Genomic DNA, 18,163 nt, shown 5'->3' with positions numbered 1-18,163 from the left:
ATAATTTTTATAAGTTAGTTATTTTGTAAAGATCGGCTAGACTATCCCCAAGATTTATATGTGGGGGCAGTTATGACCGATAAAGATCAGTACAAGATTCACGAAGAGCCATTTTACCAGGCACAGGACGACGAGGTCGAGCTTTATGAAGCCGCGTATGCCGCACGATTGCCGATCATGGTAAAAGGGCCAACAGGTTGTGGTAAATCACGTTTTATTGAATATATGGCCTGGAAGCTGGCTAAGCCGCTTATTACCGTTGCCTGTAACGAAGATATGACAGCATCGGATCTGGTCGGGCGCTATCTTCTGGATGCTAATGGTACCCGCTGGCTGGATGGCCCGCTGACAACTGCAGCACGTATTGGTGCGATCTGCTACCTCGATGAGGTGGTGGAAGCGCGCCAGGATACCACTGTTGTGATTCATCCGTTGACGGATCACCGCCGTACACTGCCGCTGGACAAGAAAGGCGAATTGATCGAAGCCCATCCCGATTTCCAGCTGGTGATCTCCTATAATCCGGGTTACCAGAGCCTGATGAAAGATCTCAAGCAGTCGACCAAGCAGCGCTTTGCCGGCTTTGAGTTCGATTATCCAGCCGCTGCAGTTGAGACCGGTATTGTTGCCACTGAGACCGGTATTGATACCGAACTGGCGGCCAAACTGGTCAGCATCGGTGGTACAGCCCGCAATCTCAAGGGGCATGGTCTGGATGAGGGTATCTCTACCCGTCTTCTGACCTATGCTGCTGCTCTGATTAAGGGTGGCGTAGAGCCAAAGGCTGCATGCCGCATGGCACTGGTACGTCCGATTACCGATGACGTAGACATCCGCGATACACTTGATCACGCCATTGATGCGGTATTCGGTTAATTGCATATTTCACACAGGCTTACGACTCTGCTGAGAGGTTAAGGTATCCCTATGGTTGAAACAGTTATAAGAAGAAAGATGGACGTCGAGATGTACTGGCAGCGCCTGAACTGCAAGTTTGCTCAGGTTGATAAGGTCTTTGATGATTGCATGGTGGAAGCCAAAGCTCGGCTTTCGAAGCAGGGACTGGTCAGTTATATCGAACATGCAGGTTTTCTTGGCAAGCTGGGGCGTGGCCCTGAGCCTGTTCTGGTCTATCTGGAAGAGGCTCCGGTTGTTGCTTCCGAGGTGGGTGAAGAGGCGCTGGCGGATCTGCGCGATTTTGCTCACTACCTCTCGACCCATACCAACTTCAAGGCGATGGTGCCTTTTCTGCAGACCAGCAGTGCTGTAGCACGACGCCTGAAAACCCATGAACTGTTTCGTCAGTATATTGAAGTGTTACGTGATATGGTGGAGAAGACTTCTGTCTCTGTACTTGGTCATCACACAACATTCCCGAGCCCGGGTTTGCCCGACCTTCTTAAGCAGGCACCAAGGCTGTTGATTGAGCTCTCTCTTGAAGGGTTCAGGAACTGGGTAGAGTATGGTATCAACTACTATAGCACCCATCCCGGACGTCAGGTGGACTACTTCAGTTTCCAGTCACCGGATGCACATGCTGTGATGCAGCGCGAGCGTCACGGCACGCTGTTGATGGATCATGAGCGTAAGCTGGATTCATACATGCGTGGTTTGTGGGGTGATCACGATTATCTGGTGCCATATTCGCTGGCCTTTGATGAACTGCGCAAGCCGATGCCTTACTACGATGATCTGGGTATCCGTATTCCGGATGTCTATGATGATGATCGTGGTGTCTCTGGCATCAACCGTTATCGTGCCGCACTGGCCCATATGGCGGCGCACCGTCGCTGGAGTCAGAAGATGGTGGTGGATAACTGGAGCCCGTTCCAGCGTCTGGCTGTTGAGACCTTTGAAGACTCCCGTGTTGAATATCTGGCCATGCAGCGCTTCCCTGGTCTGAGAAAGATATTCCTTGCCCTGCATCCGATCCCGGATGAGAAGGCGTTGCAGCTTGAGGATACTTCCCTGATCAATTTGCGTCTGGCGATGGTTTCAAGGGCAATCCTTGACCCTGATTACCAGTATGAGAATGCAGATGTGCGTGAGTTTGTCGGTCGCTTCTTTGCCGAGATGGAGAAGGATGGCTCCAAGAGCATGGATATGGCGATGATTGCGCTCTCTTTTATCGGCCGAACCCGCAAGCAGTCGGATGCTCTTCCCAACACCTATTTCGAAAATACAGAGGTCGATTATCGTGATGATAACCGTCATCTCTGGATCTATATCGAACAGGGTGATGATGAAGAGACCACCTTTGAGCATCTCGACAAAAAACAGCAGGATAATGAAGAGCTGAAAGGTCTTCCACCGCGTCATTATCACGAGTGGGATTACAACGCTGCCCACTATCGTCCGGATTGGGTAAGTGTCTATGAGTCACTGCACCCGCGTGGCAATGCAGCAAAAATTGATAACCTTCTTGCCAAACACAGTGCTCTGGCCAAACGCCTGAAAGCGATGCTCGATATGCTTAAGCCTCAGGATAAGGTGCGTATCCGCTATCAGGAGGAGGGCTCTGAGCTTGATCTGGATGTGGCTATTCGCTCATTGATTGATTTCAAAGGTGGCTCACAACCCGATACACGTATTAATATGAGTCATAAAACCGATGGGCGTGATGTGGCGGTGATGTTGCTGCTTGATCTGTCGCAATCGCTCAATGAGAGAGCGGAGGGGTGTAATCAGACCATTCTGGAGCTCTCTCAGGAGGCGGTTTCACTGCTCTCCTGGGCTGTAGACCAGGTGGGTGATAAATTCTCTATTGCGGGCTTCCACTCTGATACACGTCACAACGTTCGTTATTTCCATATGAAAGGTTATAACGAGCCTTGGAATGATGAAGTCAAATCACGACTGGCGGCGATGGAGGCGGGTTTCTCTACCCGAATGGGTGGAGCGATGCGTCATGCAGGCCACTACCTGAAAGCGCAGCAGGCTGATAAAAAGCTGATGCTAATCCTCACCGATGGTGAACCGGCCGATATTGATGTTGATGATGATCAGCTGTTGATTCAGGACGCCAAGCAGGCAGTGAAAGAACTGGGTGGTGACGGTATCTATACTTACTGTATCAATCTTGATCCCAAGGCGGATGAGTATGTGGCAGATATCTTTGGCAAGCAGTACACCATTATCGATCATGTTGATCGTCTTCCTGAGAAGCTACCCGAGCTGTTTATCTCACTGACCAAATAGATATGTAAACAGAGCCCCCCCGCAGGGGCTCTCTCTTTTGCTGCTTCTGAGAGCAGCGCATGATTCATCGCGTAAAGTTGAAAAGTTGCCTGCCGGCCAGGAAGAGGCTATTTGTATTTATTGATTACAAAACAGGCACCGTGTGCTTAATATGTAGTCACAACCTTTCCTGTTCGGCCTGAAAAACGTTGCAAAATATAGGCCCTCAATCTGGCACTACTATTGCTCAGTCAATTTTGATTACTAATACCCATAACCAGAGGAAATCACTAATGAGTGGAAACGAATCAAGACTTCAAGCAATTCATCAGATCATCAATCGTCAGGCTACACCTGTAGCGCAGCCTGAGCCATTGAGCAAAATCTGGGCAACTGATGTATTTAATCTGGCAAAGATGGAGGAGTGCCTCTCCAAGAATGCCTTCAAAGCAATCAAGAAAACCGTGCAGACCGGTGCACCTCTTGATCCGGCCACAGCCGAAGTTGTTGCTGCAGCCATGAAAGAGTGGGCGATGGGCAAGGGTGCCAAATTCTTCTCTCACATCTTCTATCCGATGACCAATGCCTCTGCTGAAAAGCATGATGGCTTCATCGTCACCAACTCAGAGGGCAACGCAATTACGGAGTTCTGCGGTAGCCTGTTGATCAAGGGTGAGCCTGATGGCTCCTCATTCCCCAATGGTAGTATCCGCATGACCAATGCTGCGCGTGGTTATACTGCCTGGGATCCAACCAGCCCGGCCTATATTATGCAGACCGAGAATGGTGCTACCCTGACGATTCCGAGTGTCTTTATGTCATGGACCGGTGAAGCACTGGATAAGAAGATTCCGTTGCTGCGCTCCAATGCGGCGATGAACAAGGCTGCGCAAAAAGTACTGAAATTGATGGGCGAAACCGATATTGCACCGCTGAACTCCAGCTGTGGTGCCGAGCAGGAGTATTTCCTGGTTGATGCCAACTTTGCCGCTGCACGTCCCGATCTTCTGCTGGCAGGGCGCACCCTGTTTGGGGCTCCCTCAGCCAAAGGTCAACAGTTTGATGACCACTATTTTGCCGCTATTCCTCAGCGCGTGCAGATCTTTATGCAGGATTTGGAGGAGTACCTTTACAGACTCGGTATTCCGGCTAAAACGCATCACAACGAAGTTGCCCCGGGTCAGTTTGAGATCGCTCCCTATTTCGAAGCGGCCAATGTTGCTGCCGATCATCAGCAGCTGCTGATGACCGTTTTGAAGAATACAGCCAAGAAACACGGCTTCCTCTGTCTGCTCCATGAAAAACCATTTGCCGGCATTAACGGCTCAGGCAAACATGTGAACTGGTCGGTTGGTAATGCCACACAGGGTAACCTTCTTGATCCGGGTGATACCCCGCATGATAACCTCAATTTCCTGCTTTTTTGCGGCGCTGTCGTACGTGGTGTGCATCTGCATGGGCCGCTGCTTCGTGCTGCAATTGCTACCGCCTCTAATGATCACCGTCTGGGTGCGAATGAGGCTCCACCTGCGATTATGTCTGTCTACCTCGGTGATCAGCTTGAAAAGCTGTTTAAGGATATTAAAGAGGGAAAACTCAGTGTGACAGAAGAGGGAGGGGTGATGGATCTCGGTCTATCCCAGATTCTCAACTTCAAACGCGATCCCGGAGACAGGAACAGAACATCTCCTTTTGCCTTCACCGGCAACCGTTTTGAGTTCCGTGCTGTAGGTTCTGGCCAATCCGTTTCCGGTCCTTTGGTGGTAATGAACACCATGCTGGCTGACTCTCTTGAGTGGGTTGCAGGCAAGCTTGAATCTGAACTGGCAACAGGTAGTGATCAGGCGACTGCAGTACTGGCGGTACTTAAAGAACTTATCAATGAACATGGTAACGCCATATTTGGTGGCGATGGCTACTCGTCGGAGTGGCATACTGCAGCTGTTGATGAGCGTGGTTTGAAAAACATTCCGACCACTGCTGATGCACTGCCTGCACTGCGTGAAGCGTCTGTCAAAAAGCTCTTTTCATCGACCGGTGTGCTCTCACCTGTTGAGCTGGAGAGTCGTTTTGAGGTCTACTCTGAGCAGTATATTCTGGCCATTGAACTGGAAGCCAGGCTGGTTGTGGAGATGGCAAAATCGAGCATCTATCCCGCTGCAATCTCCTATCTTTCGGAACTCGCAGCAGCCAGTGTAAGTATGGTTGAGATGGGTATTGAACTGGATAGTTCAACAGCTAAAACTGTTGCTGCTCAAACCAATGCGATGATGGCAGCGGTAGGCAAACTCAGTGCCGCGCTTGAGCTGCACGATTTTGCATCAACTGAAGAGCATATGCAGTTCCTTGCCAAAGATGTACGTGCCCTGATGGATGAGGTGCGTCTGCATGCCGATGCACTTGAGGGAGAGGTCTCTGATGAACTCTGGCCTCTGCCTAAATATCGCGAGATGCTGTTTATCAAGTAATAATTGATCTGCAGGTGAACAGAAAAAAGGCCGCTGAGAAGCGGCCTTTTTTTTTGTTTGGTTTAGTCCCGGTGAATCCAGTCAGCACCGAGGGTGCCCTGCAGGCGTTGCAGATAGTCAACACTTGTTACCCGCTCAATCATACGATCAGTCTTGCTGATGCGTTCGGCAAGATGAGCGCGTCTCTCATGTTCATCTTCATCAAGCGCTGCGATCTGACCATTGAGGTTCTCGCGATGCTGCAGCCAAACCTTTGTGTCACGAGCCTGTTTTATGTTCAGACGCTCCTTGTACCAGTCACTCTTCAGCAACTCCTCGCGGTTGAACATCTGGCGGATGGATGGATCATGTATATCACGCCCCTGATAATGACCATGTGCCATGATATGCAGAAGTGCATGCAGTGGCGGGCATGCATCATCAATTGAGCCATCCTCGAAGTAGGAGAGGGCAACACGTTTATGCGCCTCGCAGATGTTGTTGATGCCATCGACATAGCTCTCCATATCCTGCGTTTCCGGCTTCAGCATCGCTTTGTCGAACACCGCTACCGGTGTATCAAACAGTTTACCGAAATGGTTGCGCACGAAACGCTTGGTGATGCGATAGCCGAGTCGGCTGGCAAGCACGGTTTTGCCGTTGTATTCAAAATCCTCCAGTTTTTTCAGATAGCCCCATTTGATCATATAGGCGGGTTTCTGAACCTTGGCTGGAAGGCGACACCAGATCTCGGGTATTAACATGCTGATATCGTGATCGATACGCCGCTTTGAGCCGATAAAGCCGGCAGCAGTGGAGAAGCCGTCATAACCACAGAGAATAAAGGAGACCAGTGCCGTGTTAAGATCGGCTGTAGCGGCAAGTGGATTGAAAGGTCCCTTGGTGAGTGCGCCCTCTGAACCGGCACCGGTGGTTGAGGGTGATTTGCCGGTCAGGCTGCAGATGAAATCCATGAACAGCTCGGGAAGCTCCTGATAATGGATCGGGTTGTAGACCGCCAATGGCCGGATGCCCGGCTCTGCAGGGTTATTGCGGCGTCCGGTCAGTACCGCATTGACCGGGAAATAGACCGGTTGCTCAGGCTTTAGTCCCCGGTGTAGGCGGGTGCTGACTTCAGCAAGGTATTTCGAGCGCGGATCGGCAAGATCAGGGCGGTGCTGAAGGTAACGTACATTCAGGCTCGGCTTGCCATCGACAATTCTCGGATGTGCTGAGGAGATGAAGTAGAGTGACTCATCCATTTCTGAGGCGTGACGGATCAGCGCCTGCATAGGTTCGCTGAACTCCTCAAAATGCATCACATCTTCCATCAGTTCGCGGGCATCGTTCCGCTGCATGGGCTGGAAGTTGGAGATAAAGCTGTTGCCACTGGAGAGATCAGACTCAGTCTGCGTATCCGAGCCTCTGTTGACCGCCTCATCCGGGCGCTGGAAAAGTCTCATCTCACAGTTATCCACCAGTTTGATGCAGGGGTGGTTATACTCCGGATTGAGTCCGCTGACATAACTTGCAGGGATAACAATCGAGGCACTGATATCATCCTCCATCTGGATTTTATCCGATGCGATAAAGTCCTGACGCAACTTGAACAGGCGCCAGCTGCCATCATCGGCAAAGCCGACTCGCAGATAGCTGGCCATCAGCTTACGGCCATTGTATCTCAGTTCATGGCCGGGACTGCCGTTGACCGTATCAACAGAGAAGTGCTCGTGCCAGTTCTCACCCCAGGTAGTTCTGTAGAAGCGCTTGATCATGAAGACCAGTGCGAGGATATGGCTCGGGATGTTTTTCAGCCACTGATTGTACTCATCGGTGTAGTCGAGAACGGAAGGGGTCAGCAGTTTGATGACAGATCCAAGACTGCGCTCCTTGCTCAGCAGCGTTCGCGAATCACGCTTCTCCGATTCAGGATGACGGAAGCGGTCACTATAGTTGCGCTCAAAGATGGCTCGTACCTGTTTCAGGTCCTCTTCAAAGTTATCCACGTAGGTTGGCCCGGAAATAACCGCACCGGCAATCGATTTGGATATTTCAGACTTACCACCGCCGGATACTGTGCTTGGCTTGTGACAGAAGGTGCCTTCACCAATGGTGCCGATCAGTCGCCAGCTTGGTGAATGGGCATGGCGCGCCATATGTACCCTGAAGCCACTGGGGTAGATAAAGGTGTTAGAGGCCAGCAGTTTGATCTGTGACGGCCCATTTGGGCCCTGCCAGCAGATCTGCAGGTCATGCATGCTGATCTGTGCATCTTCGGGCAGATAGATGATGTCAGGATACTGCTTATCAACTGCATAACCTTCCGGTTTAAGCTCTATCTTATTGTTCAGTCGATGAGAGAGATCTGCAAAGGTGTGGTTCTCCAGCATATCACTGGCACGCGGGATATAGACCTCACCGAGATTGTAGCGTGGAAACGCCAGCGCGCCGCCGGCATGCTCCTCTTCGCAACCTCCGAAGAGATTGGCTGAATAGCTGATCTGGGATTTAATCTCTTTCTTGCTGTAGCCGAAATAGTTGTCGGCAATGATGGTGACGATGACACCGCGTTTGTCACGGCAGACCACTTTAAATGCCTGGCCATCATTATACAGATCATCTTCATGCTGCCAGCACATGCCGTCACGGCGCTGGCGGTCGCTGGCCTCATCAATATGTGGCAGGCCAAGATCCATCTTCTTCAGCTTCACCAGATGCGGGGCGAGAATGATGCAGCCACTCTGGCCGGTCCAGTGCTCGATATCGGCAGCGGCATCATTTTCAGTCAAAAACGGGTCACCGGCATTGCCGAAGATCGACTCTACAAAATCAAGGTTGGAGACCAGACCGCCGGGGGCAAACATGCGCACCTCCAGACTCTTTTCAGACAGTAGTCCTGCAACACCGACAACACCCGGTACACCCGGACGCACTTTCGGCCGCAGTAGCAGTGATACCCACACTTCCGCCTTCTTCTCCTCCTCACTGGTAGCAGGCAGTTCAAGCAGAGAGCGGGGGGGATCAAGCGCCTCTTTGAGCAGAGCGCCGAAGGTGGCAACCGGCACCTCAAGTTTGTCGGCCGGCACAGGCAGACCGCCGGCAGCAATATGGAACACACCCTTGGTAGTGCGGCGGTCGCTTTTCGGATTGTGCAGCACGCCCTGCAGCAGACGGTAGGAGTCAACCAGGTCGGAGTGGAAATGGGTGCCGTTGAGCGGCAGAGATACTTCACGGGCCATGCCAGGACGATCAAGAATGAAGGTCGTGCCGGGCAGTTCCACCTGCTGCTCTACGCCGTTCTCACGCAGATAGGCGTTGAGAAAGTTCTGAATGCGCTGATCGGCAGGGCAGCGATAAGCCGATAGCAGACGGCGCTGGCGTGCGTAGTGTTTAAGCAGGCTGTCAGCGATGGTCAGATAGGAGTGGTCACCACCTTCCAGTTTGCAGGTCGGCTGACCCAATGCGGCCAGCTTGAGATTGATATGCTGATGCCATACATGCGGAGGAGCCGCATGCTTGTCATTGTCGTTTGATGATACAGTCTCATTCATTGAGCACACCCACTATTCGTGATTCATAAGAGATTTTGTCTATCTTTTGTCCGATGGTCTCCATCAGCGATTGCAGATACTACCACATCTCTTTAACTAATATGCCAGCTTTGTGAAGCTGGGCAGGCCGTTTATGGGGTAAGATTCTGCATTTGTAAAGTGTCCCGAAGAGGTGGGCGATTGGGGCTAAATACTGCAACGCTTCTCACAGCCTGCAGCCCGCAATTAGGCCTGCATTGAGGAAGAGAAAGAGGCTACTTTTCGACGCTGTTTGTGTAAGGCCAGCGGGGTCTGTTTTTATCCTCTATCTCTTTAAGCATATCGAGATAGAGGTTCTCCACTTTGCTTCTTGCCCACGGATTTCTGCGCAGAAATTTCAGACTGGATTTTACTGATGGGTCGTTGTTAAAGCATTTGATTCTGACGTAGATACCCAGTTCACCCCAGCCATAGTGCTCAACCAGTGCATTGAGAATCTTCTCCAGGGTCATGCCATGCAGTGGGTTGTTGGGCTGTTCATTCATAAACCGGGCTCTCTCCTCTGATGATCGTTACCATTATTTGCGGATGCGTGGAATAGGATGGGAAGTATACGAACAAACAGGTTTAAGTCTCGTAATGCCACAGGCTGGAGGGGATTCACCTCACTTAACCCGGACGGATGCCAATCCAGATGGTGTGGTGCACGCCATGTGTGGGGGAGAGCGAGCGCACCTGTTTCTGATCCACCTTGAAACCGACCTTCATCATGCGCTGGGTAAATGCCTGATCTTTGGAGGCCGACCAGACAGTGAGTACACCACCGGGTTTAAGTGCATCATAGGCGTTGTTCAGTCCACGCAGGCCGTACAGCGCATCATTGTCATCACGGGTAAAGCCATCCGGGCCATTATCGACATCGAGCATAATGGCATCAAAACTGTTTTTGTTCTCAAACATCACCTTGCCGACATCCTGCTCCAGAATATGAACGCGCTCATCTTCAATCGGGCAGCCGGCCAGAATCCCCAGATACTCCCGATTCCAGCGAACCACTGCTGACATCAGTTCAGAGACGGTAACCCGTGCGCAATCGGTTGTGTTGGCAAGTACCGCAGCCAGCGTATATCCCATGCCAAGACCGCCCACCAACAGATGCGGCTTTTTGCGTCCGCTGATTGCTTTGCAGGCCAGCTCTGCCAGCACATCTTCGGAGTAGTGCAGTCGGCTGTTCATCAGGTCTCCGGCTTTGTCCACACGAATCGAATAGTCGATACCACGTTTATAGAGGCGCATGGTTGTACCGTGTTCAGTGGCTTCATCAATCAGTCTAAACGGGATCATAGCTAACTTCCTTTCGTCAGCCTTAAATCTGCTGAATATATTTATATCGAGAACACTGCCCGTAGAATCAGTAAAACAAAATAACAGCTATGTGGCGGTACAATAGTAGACCTGACCCCGATGTCCCTGTTGTCGTACAATCGGGGAATCCGTAAGTTTCATTATCCGGAGAACAAAGCTTTGTGATACTTTTCCGCAATGAAAGAAGAGCAGCGTAAACGCATCGTCGACAAACATCGTGATAGCCTTACAAGGCATGGCTATCACCCCAATGCGCTCTACTGGTCGAGCCGTGAGATTCAGGAGATCCGTTTCAGGGTGCTGGCCGATATCGGCATCGGTTGTGGTGATTCTGTGCTTGATGTCGGTTGCGGCTTCGCTGATTTCAAATCCTGGATAGAGGGGCAGGGAGTGCCTGTTCACTTTACCGGTGTCGATATCTCTCCCGATCTGATCTATACGGCACGCGAGCGGCATCCTGAGTGTGAACTGTTGTGTGGTGAGTTGAGCGATTTTGAACTTGAGAATGGTGCATTTGACTGGGTGGTTCTATCCGGTGCGATGAATGAGCAGCTTCATGATGAGGGGGAGTATGCGCGCAGACAGATCGCCCGCATGTATGCCCTGTGCCGCAAGGGTGTTGCCTTTAATATGCTTGATGCTCGCCATCTCAGGGCACATGACCTGCAGAGTGTTGATCCACTTGAGATGCTGGCGTACTGCAAAACACTCTGCCCCAATTGCGAGTTGCATGACGACTATCTTGCTAATGATTTCACCATCTATATGAGACGTTGAAGCAGGGGGCGATTACGCCTGTTCGGATTCTGTTTCGATAAATGAGAAGCGCTGACCGATGGTGTCGGCACAGGTAATCAGGGTGCCAATGCCCGGAATCTCCAGTTTTGAGCGGACAATATCACCACCTCCTTCAATAAAACGCTCGGCAATTTTATCGATGGAACTCACTTCGGTGATCGCTTTGGAGGCTGTGGAGATATGGATGAAATCGAAAGGGGCATCATACACATCAATATGCCAATCGTTCTGGGCTTGATGGTGGACTCTGTTCTCAGAGAAATAGCGATGCTGCCTGTCGGTCAGTTCTGATAGATTCATAGTCCTCATGTCACTACCTCGCATTTTTTATTTCATCTCACCTCACACAGATATCTATCGCATATATTGAGCCAGAGTTGAGTTTTCGACGTCAGCTGTTTATAGATCAAGTGTGTTGCAATTGGTTTTTAACCACACTTTGGCATGGCGATAGTCGGGCATAACAGACTCCACCAGAGCCCAGTAATTTTTTGAATGGTTGTGGTGAATCAGGTGGCAGAGTTCATGTAGAATCACATAATCGATAACCCATTCAGGAGCCATGATCAGACGCCAGTTAAAATAGATACGGCCATCAAGATGACAACTTCCCCAGCGGCTTCTGTAACCTTTTACACCGACATGGGTGGGGCTTTTACCCAGCACTTTAGCCAGTTGCTCGGTTCGTTGCTTGAGATGGATTTCAGCCTGCTGGCGATACCACTTTTCAATCACGCGTCTGATGAGCGCTGTTTTTTTCTCGACAGCGGTGGAGGCGGGTAGGGTAACAGTCAGTTTGTTTTCGACGATAGCAACAGCTCTTCGGCCAGTTTGAATATCAAGATTTACTGTATTACCCTTGAACAGAAACGGTTCATCCCGGGTGAATGTTTTCAGTTTAACGCTAGGCCGTATCTCGCTGTTAAAATGAAGTTTTTTCTTGATCCATGCTGACTTGCTGCTGACAAACTGCTCGACAAATGCGATAGGGGTTCTGGTTGGCACGAGCACATCGACATCACTGTTGGCGCGAATGATGATGCTCAGGGTTTTTCTCTTCGCACTGCGGATCAGGTTATAGGAGAACCCGTGATCCGTTAGCTCACGCTGTAGCTTCACCAATATCCAGCGCGTAACTGTTATCGCAGTACTGGCAGGAGAGGATGACTTTACCATGCTCATCTGCAAGTTCGCGCAACTGCTCATCTGAAATGCCCTGCAGTGCCAGCTTCATCTTCTCCTGTGTGCAGTCACAGCGATAGGCATAGGCATCACTACCGACGGTTTTGCAGTTCAGAGAAGAGAAGTAGCTCAGGATCGATTCAGTGGAACCGTTTTCAAGCAGGGTGTCAGGAATCTTTGCCATCGCCTCCACAGCCTTGAACCACTTCTCCTCATCGCAGCCGGGCATCGCTTCGATCAGGATGGCCAGATCGCCCGTGAGGATAACATCGGCTCTGATCTGTACCGACTGATGCAGGTAGTGAATGATATGGTCAGCAAGAAAATCGGAGTGGTGTTCAATGGTGGAGATATAGGGTTGACCGACCCCCATATCTCGTACAGTAGAGAGGCGAATCGGGTTACCCATCCAGCTGCTTAAACCTTCGTGCTGTTCGTAGCGCAGGGCGGTCTGCTCCTCCTGCCAGCTGACCAGGCCGCGCACAGCCCCTCCGCGTGCTTCAGAGAGCAGGCGCTGAAGCGGGGCAGATGATGCGTTTGCTGCATCGATCTGCAGCACCTGCCGTACACCGCTTTTACTGATGCTGAGAAGAAGAATGGAGGCAAGCAGTGTCTGCCCGAACAGTTCGGCAACCGGGCCATTAAGGCCGTGAAGGCGCTTGGCCTCAGCGATGATGCCACTGCCGCGAATGATGGCGCCACGAGTCGATGCATCTGGAAGCAGAAAACGGGTTAGAGTGTCTGGTGCTGTAGCTGATGTTGTCATATCTCTCTTGTTAACCAGTTCTGGATTTCAGCCAGTGAATCAAAGCAGTGGCTGGCACCTGCTTCACTCAACTCCGCAGTGGAGAAGGCGTCACACAATCCCAGGCCACGACTTCCTGCACGCGATGCCGCTTTCATATCGGCAATGCCATCACCGATCATCACCGTGGATTCGGGTTGAACCTGGAGGGCTTCACAGGCCAGCAGAACCGGGGTTGGATCAGGTTTCTCAGGGCGTCCGTCAATTTTACCGATAATCGCCGCAACATGATGGTTCCAGCCCAGCGCAGCAAACTGCGCCTCAGCACGTGACTGACTCTTACTGGTTACAATGGCACACGGAATAGCCTTCTCTTTAAGCCACTCAAAGAGGTTTTCGGCACCGGGTAGTGGATTGATATGCTCAAGGTAATCCTCATCGTGGATTTCAAGAAAGCGCTTGCCTGCCTCTTCACGGCGATCACCAAAGAGTGAGATCATACTGCAGTCACCACGGCCAGTGTGCCGTTTAACCTCTTTTGCACTCATCTGTGGCAGACCATACTCAACAAAGGTCTGGTTCAGGGCGCGAATAATGGGGGGGAAGGCATCAACGATGGTGCCATCCATGTCCAGTAGTACCGCTTTTACGTTGCTCACTGTCTCATCGCCTCAAACGCATCGAGCATCCACTGCCGCAGTTTTATTGATACCGGGCCAGCTGTGCCATCACCGATGGTGATGCCATCAACATGACTGACTGCAACCACAGCGTTGGTGGTGCTACTCATCATACACTCTGTTAAGCCTTTCTCATCCAGTTTCCAGGGACGTTCTACTACTTTGATACCATGTTCACGCGCCACCTTCAGAGCCAGATAACGGGTGATGCCACCAAGTACCTGATGATCAAGCGGGTGGGTGACAATCTCACCGTTAATGACAGCAAAGCAGTTGGTCGCACACCCCTCAAGAAGGTGTCCCTCATCATCAAGCCAGAATGCTTCATCAACGTTTTGCCGTGCGGCCTCCTGTTTGCCGATCACACTGGCCAGCAGTGCGATGGATTTGATATCACACCGTTTCCAGCGGATATCCGGCAGTGTGATCGCCGAGGCTCCGGCACTGAGTTTCTCCGATGAGGGGAAGGGGAGTTCACGGGAAGTGATCACCAGTGTCGGTTCAATCTCCTGCATTATCAGGTGGCTGCGCGGGGCTACACCACGGGTGGCCTGCACATAGATCATGGCATGATCAAAGGGGTTGCGCCGGTAGGTTTCATGAATCAGTTCGATCAACTCAGTACGGGATTTCAGTAGTCTGATGCCGATCCCTTCACACGAGCGCTGAAGACGATCAATGTGCGCGTCAAGTTCAAGGAAATTGCCGCCAAAGCAGGCAATCACCTCATAGACACCATCGGCAAACTGAAAACCGCGATCCTCAATGTGGATGGTTGCCTCATCCAGTGGCAGAAAGCGGCCATTAACCCAGGCCGTTAGTGTCATACTTATTCGATACCTTCTGCAGCCACTTCATCGCTACTGTCACGCCACCATAGGCGCAGACCATCCCACTGACGGCTGACCCATGAGGCGCGTTCCACTGCGCGCGTGGCGATCATATCGACCGATTTAAGCACTTGTCCATTATCCCGCTGATCACCGAAAACGGCATCAATCGTACCCAGTTTCTGGGCTTCACTGATCGGTGCTTTCAGCGGTGCATCGTAACGCAGACGGAAGGAGAGAGAGGCCTCATTACCTTTTGGAACAGTAACCCAGATTGGATCGGCCGGCTTCAGCCATAGCTGCGACTCAGTACCTTCAAACACCTCAACCTGACGGCGGATTTCACGCTCGCTAGGGCGCACGGTTACAAAGTTACGGAAGCTGAACTGCAGCAGGGTTTTGGTCTGCTGGGCACGAGAGCGATCTGAATCAGTGCCGAATACAGCTGCGACAAAGCGGGTTGAGTTCATCTCAGCTGAACCTACCAGACAGTATCCGGCCTCTTCGGTGTGGCCGGTTTTGATGCCATCTGCTTCAGGATAGCTCCAGAGCAGGCGGTTGCGGTTGGGCTGGTGGCGGCCATCGAAGGTATAACCCTTTTCACCAAAGATCTCATACATATCTGGGAAATCACGCCACAGTGCTGCGCCAAGGATGGCCATATCCATCGCTGAACTGTAGTGCCCCTCTTGCGGAAAACCGGTTGCGTTGAGGAAGTGTGAGTTGCGCATACCCAGCTGTTTGGCCTTCTCATTCATGCGCTGGGCAAACCCCTCTTCAGAGCCGTCAATATGTTCAGCCAGCACAATACAGGCATCATTGCCGGAGAGGGTGGCGATACCGTGCAGCAGCTCTTTTACGGTTGGTTGCATGCGTGGCTCAAGGAACATGGTGCTGCCACCGATTTTCCACGCCTTTTTACTCACCGATACGCGGGCATTGGTGTCCAGTCGCCCCAGTTTGATCTCTTCAAAAGCGAGGTAGAGGGTCATCATTTTTGTCAGACTGGCCATCGGCAGCTGTTTGTCGGCATCATTGGCGGAGACAACCTGTCCTGAACGGGCATCGATCACAGCCCATGAACTGGCATCAACCTGTGGCGCTTTCGGCCATGAGACACCTGTGGCCTGAGCCGGTGAGATCATCAGAAGGGCGGCTGCCAATAATCCAAGTAGAGCGCGCACTCCTGTGCTGCGAATCATTTCACTGTTTACCATTGCCAATTCTCCTCAGGTTGGGCTTCCCACGTCTGACTGGTTGTCAGTGCAGGGGGATCCAAACGTAACTGTTGGGCGTGCAGCATCAGGCGGCCATACGATTTACCACCGTAGCGCGCATCACCAAGAATGGGACACCCTAATGCGGAAAGATGGACACGCAATTGGTGAGTTCTGCCGCTATGCGGGATCAATTCAATCAGCGCCCGATTGCCGCGCCGCTCAACAATCCGCGCCTCACTGTCACATGCACGTCCGGCCTCCGAGACATGGTAGCAGCCTCTGCTATCGCGGTTTTTACCGATGGCCAGGGTGATGCGCTGTTCGTCCCACTCCGGAGCCGGTTCAGTGACCGCCAGATAACGTTTAAAAGCCGACGTTTTCCACAGACTCTGAATATGATTAAGCACGCGGGGATCGGATGCGAAGAGCATCAATCCGGAGGTGCCTTTATCAAGTCGGTGTACAGGTCTTAGATTCTCGGCATCTTTCGGATGCAGTTGAAGGTGGCGGGCAATCTCATCGGGCAGTGTGCCGCGACTGCGGTGCAGCGCCTCCTGCGCATACTGGCCACTGCGCTTGTTGATCAGATAGAGCGGTGGCTGTTGCCACACCAACTGCGCCGGATCAAATGGTGTCAGTGTCTCATTTTCAAGGATGACAAGGCGCAGTTTATCCCCGGCTTTAAGTGTCCTGCCTGCTGTGCGGCAGCGTTTACGGTTAAGATAGACACCACCCTCATCAATAGCTTTGCGTGCCCTGCGTCGGGAGAGGGAAAAACAGGATGCCAGAGCCTGATCCAACCGGTTGCCTGCATGTTCAGCGGCAACGGTGACATTGATATCCTGGTAATCGTTTTGACTGCTACTCATCAGCGAAACGGCTTGAGGGCTGAGAGTACATCCTCATGGCTATGGCAGATCTGAATCGAATCGAAGGCTTTATCAGCAGATAACACCAGCTCTGAGGAGAGTATTTCAACAATAGGCTCCCACATCTGCCCATAGAGAAGCAGAGGCCTTGGCTCCAGTACCCGTATAGCCAGCAGATCCCAGGTCATGGCCACTTCAGCCAGTGTGCCAAGACCACCGGGCAGCACCAGCCAGGCCTGTGCCTCCTCAATCAGGGTGCCCATGCGATCAAAGAAATTTCGTGAACGAATCTCTTCACTGAGGCTGTTGTCGGGTGGAGTAGGGAAGCGCTCAAGGGTAATGCCGCGAATCTGACCACCACCGGCGTGAATACCTTCAGAGAAGGCGGCCATCATGCCCTGATGTCCTCCGGTCATGCCATCCCAACCCTGCTCGGCAATGGCCCTGGAGAGTGAAAATACATCCGCATACTCAGGGTTGTCCGGGCCGAGCCTGGATGAGCCGAAAGCGGTCAGGCGAGGACGAGTGCCCATCTTACTCAATCACCACAACGGTCTGATTATAGCCGTTTTTCTGTAGTGAAATCACTGTCTCCTCCACCTTCTGCATGCTTTCAAACGGGCCGATACGTACACGGTAGATGGTTCGATCCACCACCAGCTTCGGATGCAGCCGAACTGTCGGATAGAGGGGGTGCAGTGACTGCTGCAGACGATTGGCATTGGCTTCAGATCCGAAGGCACCCAGCTGCACGAAAATACCCGCCTCTTTTGCGCTTGTTATAACGGCAGGGGCAGGAACAGGTGCTGCAATGGCATCAGGTACAGTGGTGGTTGCCGGTTTGGCCTGAAGATCCGGTTTCTGATCCAGTGTCTGCACACGTACATGTGTGGTGCCCTTGTCCATAAAGCCCAGTGCATTGGCGGCAGCATAAGAGAGATCGATCAGGCGATCTTTGACAAAAGGGCCGCGATCATTGACGCGTACAACCACGCTGCGTCCGTTCTCCAGATTGGTGACCCGGACAAGGGTAGGCAGCGGCAGAGTCTTATGCGCAGCTGAGAGACTATACATATCATAGGACTCACCGTTGGCGGTCAGCTTGCCGTGAAAATCATCGCCATACCATGAGGCGATGCCACTCTGATCATATGAGGTGAGCTGTTGCATCGGCGTATACCAGCGCCCGGCTACCATGTAGGGGTTGCCGGTTTTGTAGGTGCCGCCTTTGCCATCAGGTAACTTGGCTACACTGCCGGGTTTGCCCTGAGGCGTTCCTGTTTGGCTGCTTTTCTGATGGTTGCAGCCTGTCAATGTAGC

Annotated in this window: 16 protein-coding genes; 4 read left to right on the top strand and 12 right to left on the bottom strand. The window is 51.9% G+C overall.

The window, feature by feature from the left end; genetic code table 11:
- Positions 1-72 precede the first annotated feature (72 nt).
- The 3 genes from F3F93_RS02615 to F3F93_RS02605 all read left to right on the top strand — a co-directional run bounded on the left by F3F93_RS02615 (position 73) and on the right by F3F93_RS02605 (position 5,645).
- Positions 73-876, top strand: coding sequence for a CbbQ/NirQ/NorQ/GpvN family protein (locus tag F3F93_RS02615; RefSeq protein WP_176957595.1), 804 nt, complete (start codon positions 73-75; stop codon positions 874-876).
- Positions 877-927: 51 nt separating this feature from the next.
- Positions 928-3,198 (top strand): nitric oxide reductase activation protein NorD, encoded by a 2,271-nt coding sequence (locus F3F93_RS02610; RefSeq protein WP_176957594.1) that lies wholly within the window; start codon positions 928-930, stop codon positions 3,196-3,198.
- Between the two features lie 272 nt (positions 3,199-3,470).
- Positions 3,471-5,645: a glutamine synthetase III gene (locus F3F93_RS02605; RefSeq protein ID WP_176957593.1), complete on the top strand. Its 2,175-nt coding sequence runs from the start codon at positions 3,471-3,473 to the stop codon at positions 5,643-5,645.
- Between the two features lie 62 nt (positions 5,646-5,707).
- Here F3F93_RS02605 and F3F93_RS02600 read toward each other — a convergent pair whose 3' ends face one another.
- The 3 genes from F3F93_RS02600 to F3F93_RS02590 all read right to left on the bottom strand — a co-directional run bounded on the left by F3F93_RS02600 (position 5,708) and on the right by F3F93_RS02590 (position 10,498).
- A complete protein-coding gene (locus F3F93_RS02600; RefSeq protein WP_176957592.1) occupies positions 5,708-9,175 on the bottom strand; it encodes a hypothetical protein in 3,468 nt (1,155 codons plus the stop codon).
- A gap of 254 nt (positions 9,176-9,429) precedes the next feature.
- Complete coding sequence (locus F3F93_RS02595) at positions 9,430-9,699, bottom strand: VF530 family protein (protein ID WP_176957591.1); 270 nt, start codon at positions 9,697-9,699, stop codon at positions 9,430-9,432.
- 124 nt (positions 9,700-9,823) lie between these two features.
- Positions 9,824-10,498 (bottom strand): hypothetical protein, encoded by a 675-nt coding sequence (locus tag F3F93_RS02590; RefSeq protein WP_176957590.1) that lies wholly within the window; start codon positions 10,496-10,498, stop codon positions 9,824-9,826.
- A 198-nt stretch (positions 10,499-10,696) separates the two neighbouring features.
- Here F3F93_RS02590 and F3F93_RS02585 point away from each other — a divergent pair, with 198 nt between their 5' ends.
- Positions 10,697-11,296: a class I SAM-dependent methyltransferase gene (locus tag F3F93_RS02585; RefSeq protein WP_176957589.1), complete on the top strand. Its 600-nt coding sequence runs from the start codon at positions 10,697-10,699 to the stop codon at positions 11,294-11,296.
- Positions 11,297-11,308: 12 nt separating this feature from the next.
- Here F3F93_RS02585 and F3F93_RS02580 read toward each other — a convergent pair whose 3' ends face one another.
- The 9 genes from F3F93_RS02580 to F3F93_RS12535 form a co-directional block, all read right to left on the bottom strand.
- Positions 11,309-11,617, bottom strand: a complete 309-nt coding sequence (locus F3F93_RS02580) for a hypothetical protein (RefSeq protein ID WP_241696907.1) — start codon at positions 11,615-11,617, stop codon at positions 11,309-11,311.
- A gap of 99 nt (positions 11,618-11,716) precedes the next feature.
- Positions 11,717-12,436, bottom strand: a complete 720-nt coding sequence (locus tag F3F93_RS02575) for a SprT family zinc-dependent metalloprotease (RefSeq protein WP_176957588.1) — start codon at positions 12,434-12,436, stop codon at positions 11,717-11,719.
- Positions 12,420-13,265, bottom strand: a complete 846-nt coding sequence (locus F3F93_RS02570; RefSeq protein WP_176957587.1) for an Hsp33 family molecular chaperone HslO — start codon at positions 13,263-13,265, stop codon at positions 12,420-12,422. The genes F3F93_RS02575 and F3F93_RS02570 overlap by 17 nt, the downstream gene beginning before the upstream one ends.
- Positions 13,262-13,903, bottom strand: a complete 642-nt coding sequence (locus tag F3F93_RS02565) for an HAD family hydrolase (RefSeq protein ID WP_347239172.1) — start codon at positions 13,901-13,903, stop codon at positions 13,262-13,264. The genes F3F93_RS02570 and F3F93_RS02565 overlap by 4 nt, the downstream gene beginning before the upstream one ends.
- Positions 13,900-14,751 carry an aminotransferase class IV gene (locus tag F3F93_RS02560; RefSeq protein WP_176957586.1) on the bottom strand — a complete coding sequence of 284 codons (852 nt, stop codon included), beginning with the start codon at positions 14,749-14,751 and terminating at the stop codon, positions 13,900-13,902. Before F3F93_RS02560 ends, F3F93_RS02565 begins: the two co-directional genes overlap by 4 nt.
- Before the next feature lie 2 nt (positions 14,752-14,753).
- The gene (locus tag F3F93_RS02555) at positions 14,754-15,971 is read right to left on the bottom strand and encodes a D-alanyl-D-alanine carboxypeptidase family protein (protein WP_241696905.1); all 1,218 of its coding nucleotides are present in this window, start codon (positions 15,969-15,971) and stop codon (positions 14,754-14,756) included.
- A complete protein-coding gene (locus F3F93_RS02550; protein WP_176957585.1) occupies positions 15,965-16,843 on the bottom strand; it encodes an RluA family pseudouridine synthase in 879 nt (292 codons plus the stop codon). Before F3F93_RS02550 ends, F3F93_RS02555 begins: the two co-directional genes overlap by 7 nt.
- Positions 16,843-17,376 (bottom strand): LOG family protein, encoded by a 534-nt coding sequence (locus F3F93_RS02545; RefSeq protein ID WP_176957584.1) that lies wholly within the window; start codon positions 17,374-17,376, stop codon positions 16,843-16,845. Before F3F93_RS02545 ends, F3F93_RS02550 begins: the two co-directional genes overlap by 1 nt.
- Position 17,377: 1 nt before the next feature.
- A complete protein-coding gene (locus F3F93_RS12535) occupies positions 17,378-18,157 on the bottom strand; it encodes a septal ring lytic transglycosylase RlpA family protein (RefSeq protein ID WP_176957583.1) in 780 nt (259 codons plus the stop codon).
- Between the last annotated feature and the right edge of the window lie 6 nt (positions 18,158-18,163).

Origin of the sequence: Mariprofundus sp. KV (genome assembly GCF_013387475.1) — a bacterium.
In the GTDB taxonomy this organism is placed as follows: domain Bacteria; phylum Pseudomonadota; class Zetaproteobacteria; order Mariprofundales; family Mariprofundaceae; genus Mariprofundus.
The sequence above is the reverse complement of the archived record's forward strand: the minus strand, read 5'-3'. Positions and strand labels throughout refer to the sequence as shown.

Excerpts from the sequence above, each read along its gene's own strand:
- F3F93_RS02560 (WP_176957586.1), bottom strand. The coding sequence starts at position 14,751 with ATGACACTAACGGCCTGGGTTAATGGCCGCTTTCTGCCACTGGATGAG.
- F3F93_RS02545 (WP_176957584.1), bottom strand. The coding sequence starts at position 17,376 with ATGGGCACTCGTCCTCGCCTGACCGCTTTCGGCTCATCCAGGCTCGGC.
- F3F93_RS02590 (WP_176957590.1), bottom strand. The coding sequence starts at position 10,498 with ATGATCCCGTTTAGACTGATTGATGAAGCCACTGAACACGGTACAACC.
- F3F93_RS02555 (WP_241696905.1), bottom strand. The coding sequence starts at position 15,971 with ATGGTAAACAGTGAAATGATTCGCAGCACAGGAGTGCGCGCTCTACTT.
- F3F93_RS02585 (WP_176957589.1), top strand. The coding sequence starts at position 10,697 with ATGAAAGAAGAGCAGCGTAAACGCATCGTCGACAAACATCGTGATAGC.
- F3F93_RS02615 (WP_176957595.1), top strand. The coding sequence starts at position 73 with ATGACCGATAAAGATCAGTACAAGATTCACGAAGAGCCATTTTACCAG.
- F3F93_RS02580 (WP_241696907.1), bottom strand. The coding sequence starts at position 11,617 with ATGAATCTATCAGAACTGACCGACAGGCAGCATCGCTATTTCTCTGAG.
- F3F93_RS02600 (WP_176957592.1), bottom strand. The coding sequence starts at position 9,175 with ATGAATGAGACTGTATCATCAAACGACAATGACAAGCATGCGGCTCCT.
- F3F93_RS02570 (WP_176957587.1), bottom strand. The coding sequence starts at position 13,265 with ATGACAACATCAGCTACAGCACCAGACACTCTAACCCGTTTTCTGCTT.
- F3F93_RS02595 (WP_176957591.1), bottom strand. The coding sequence starts at position 9,699 with ATGAATGAACAGCCCAACAACCCACTGCATGGCATGACCCTGGAGAAG.
- F3F93_RS02610 (WP_176957594.1), top strand. The coding sequence starts at position 928 with ATGGTTGAAACAGTTATAAGAAGAAAGATGGACGTCGAGATGTACTGG.
- F3F93_RS02550 (WP_176957585.1), bottom strand. The coding sequence starts at position 16,843 with ATGAGTAGCAGTCAAAACGATTACCAGGATATCAATGTCACCGTTGCC.
- F3F93_RS02605 (WP_176957593.1), top strand. The coding sequence starts at position 3,471 with ATGAGTGGAAACGAATCAAGACTTCAAGCAATTCATCAGATCATCAAT.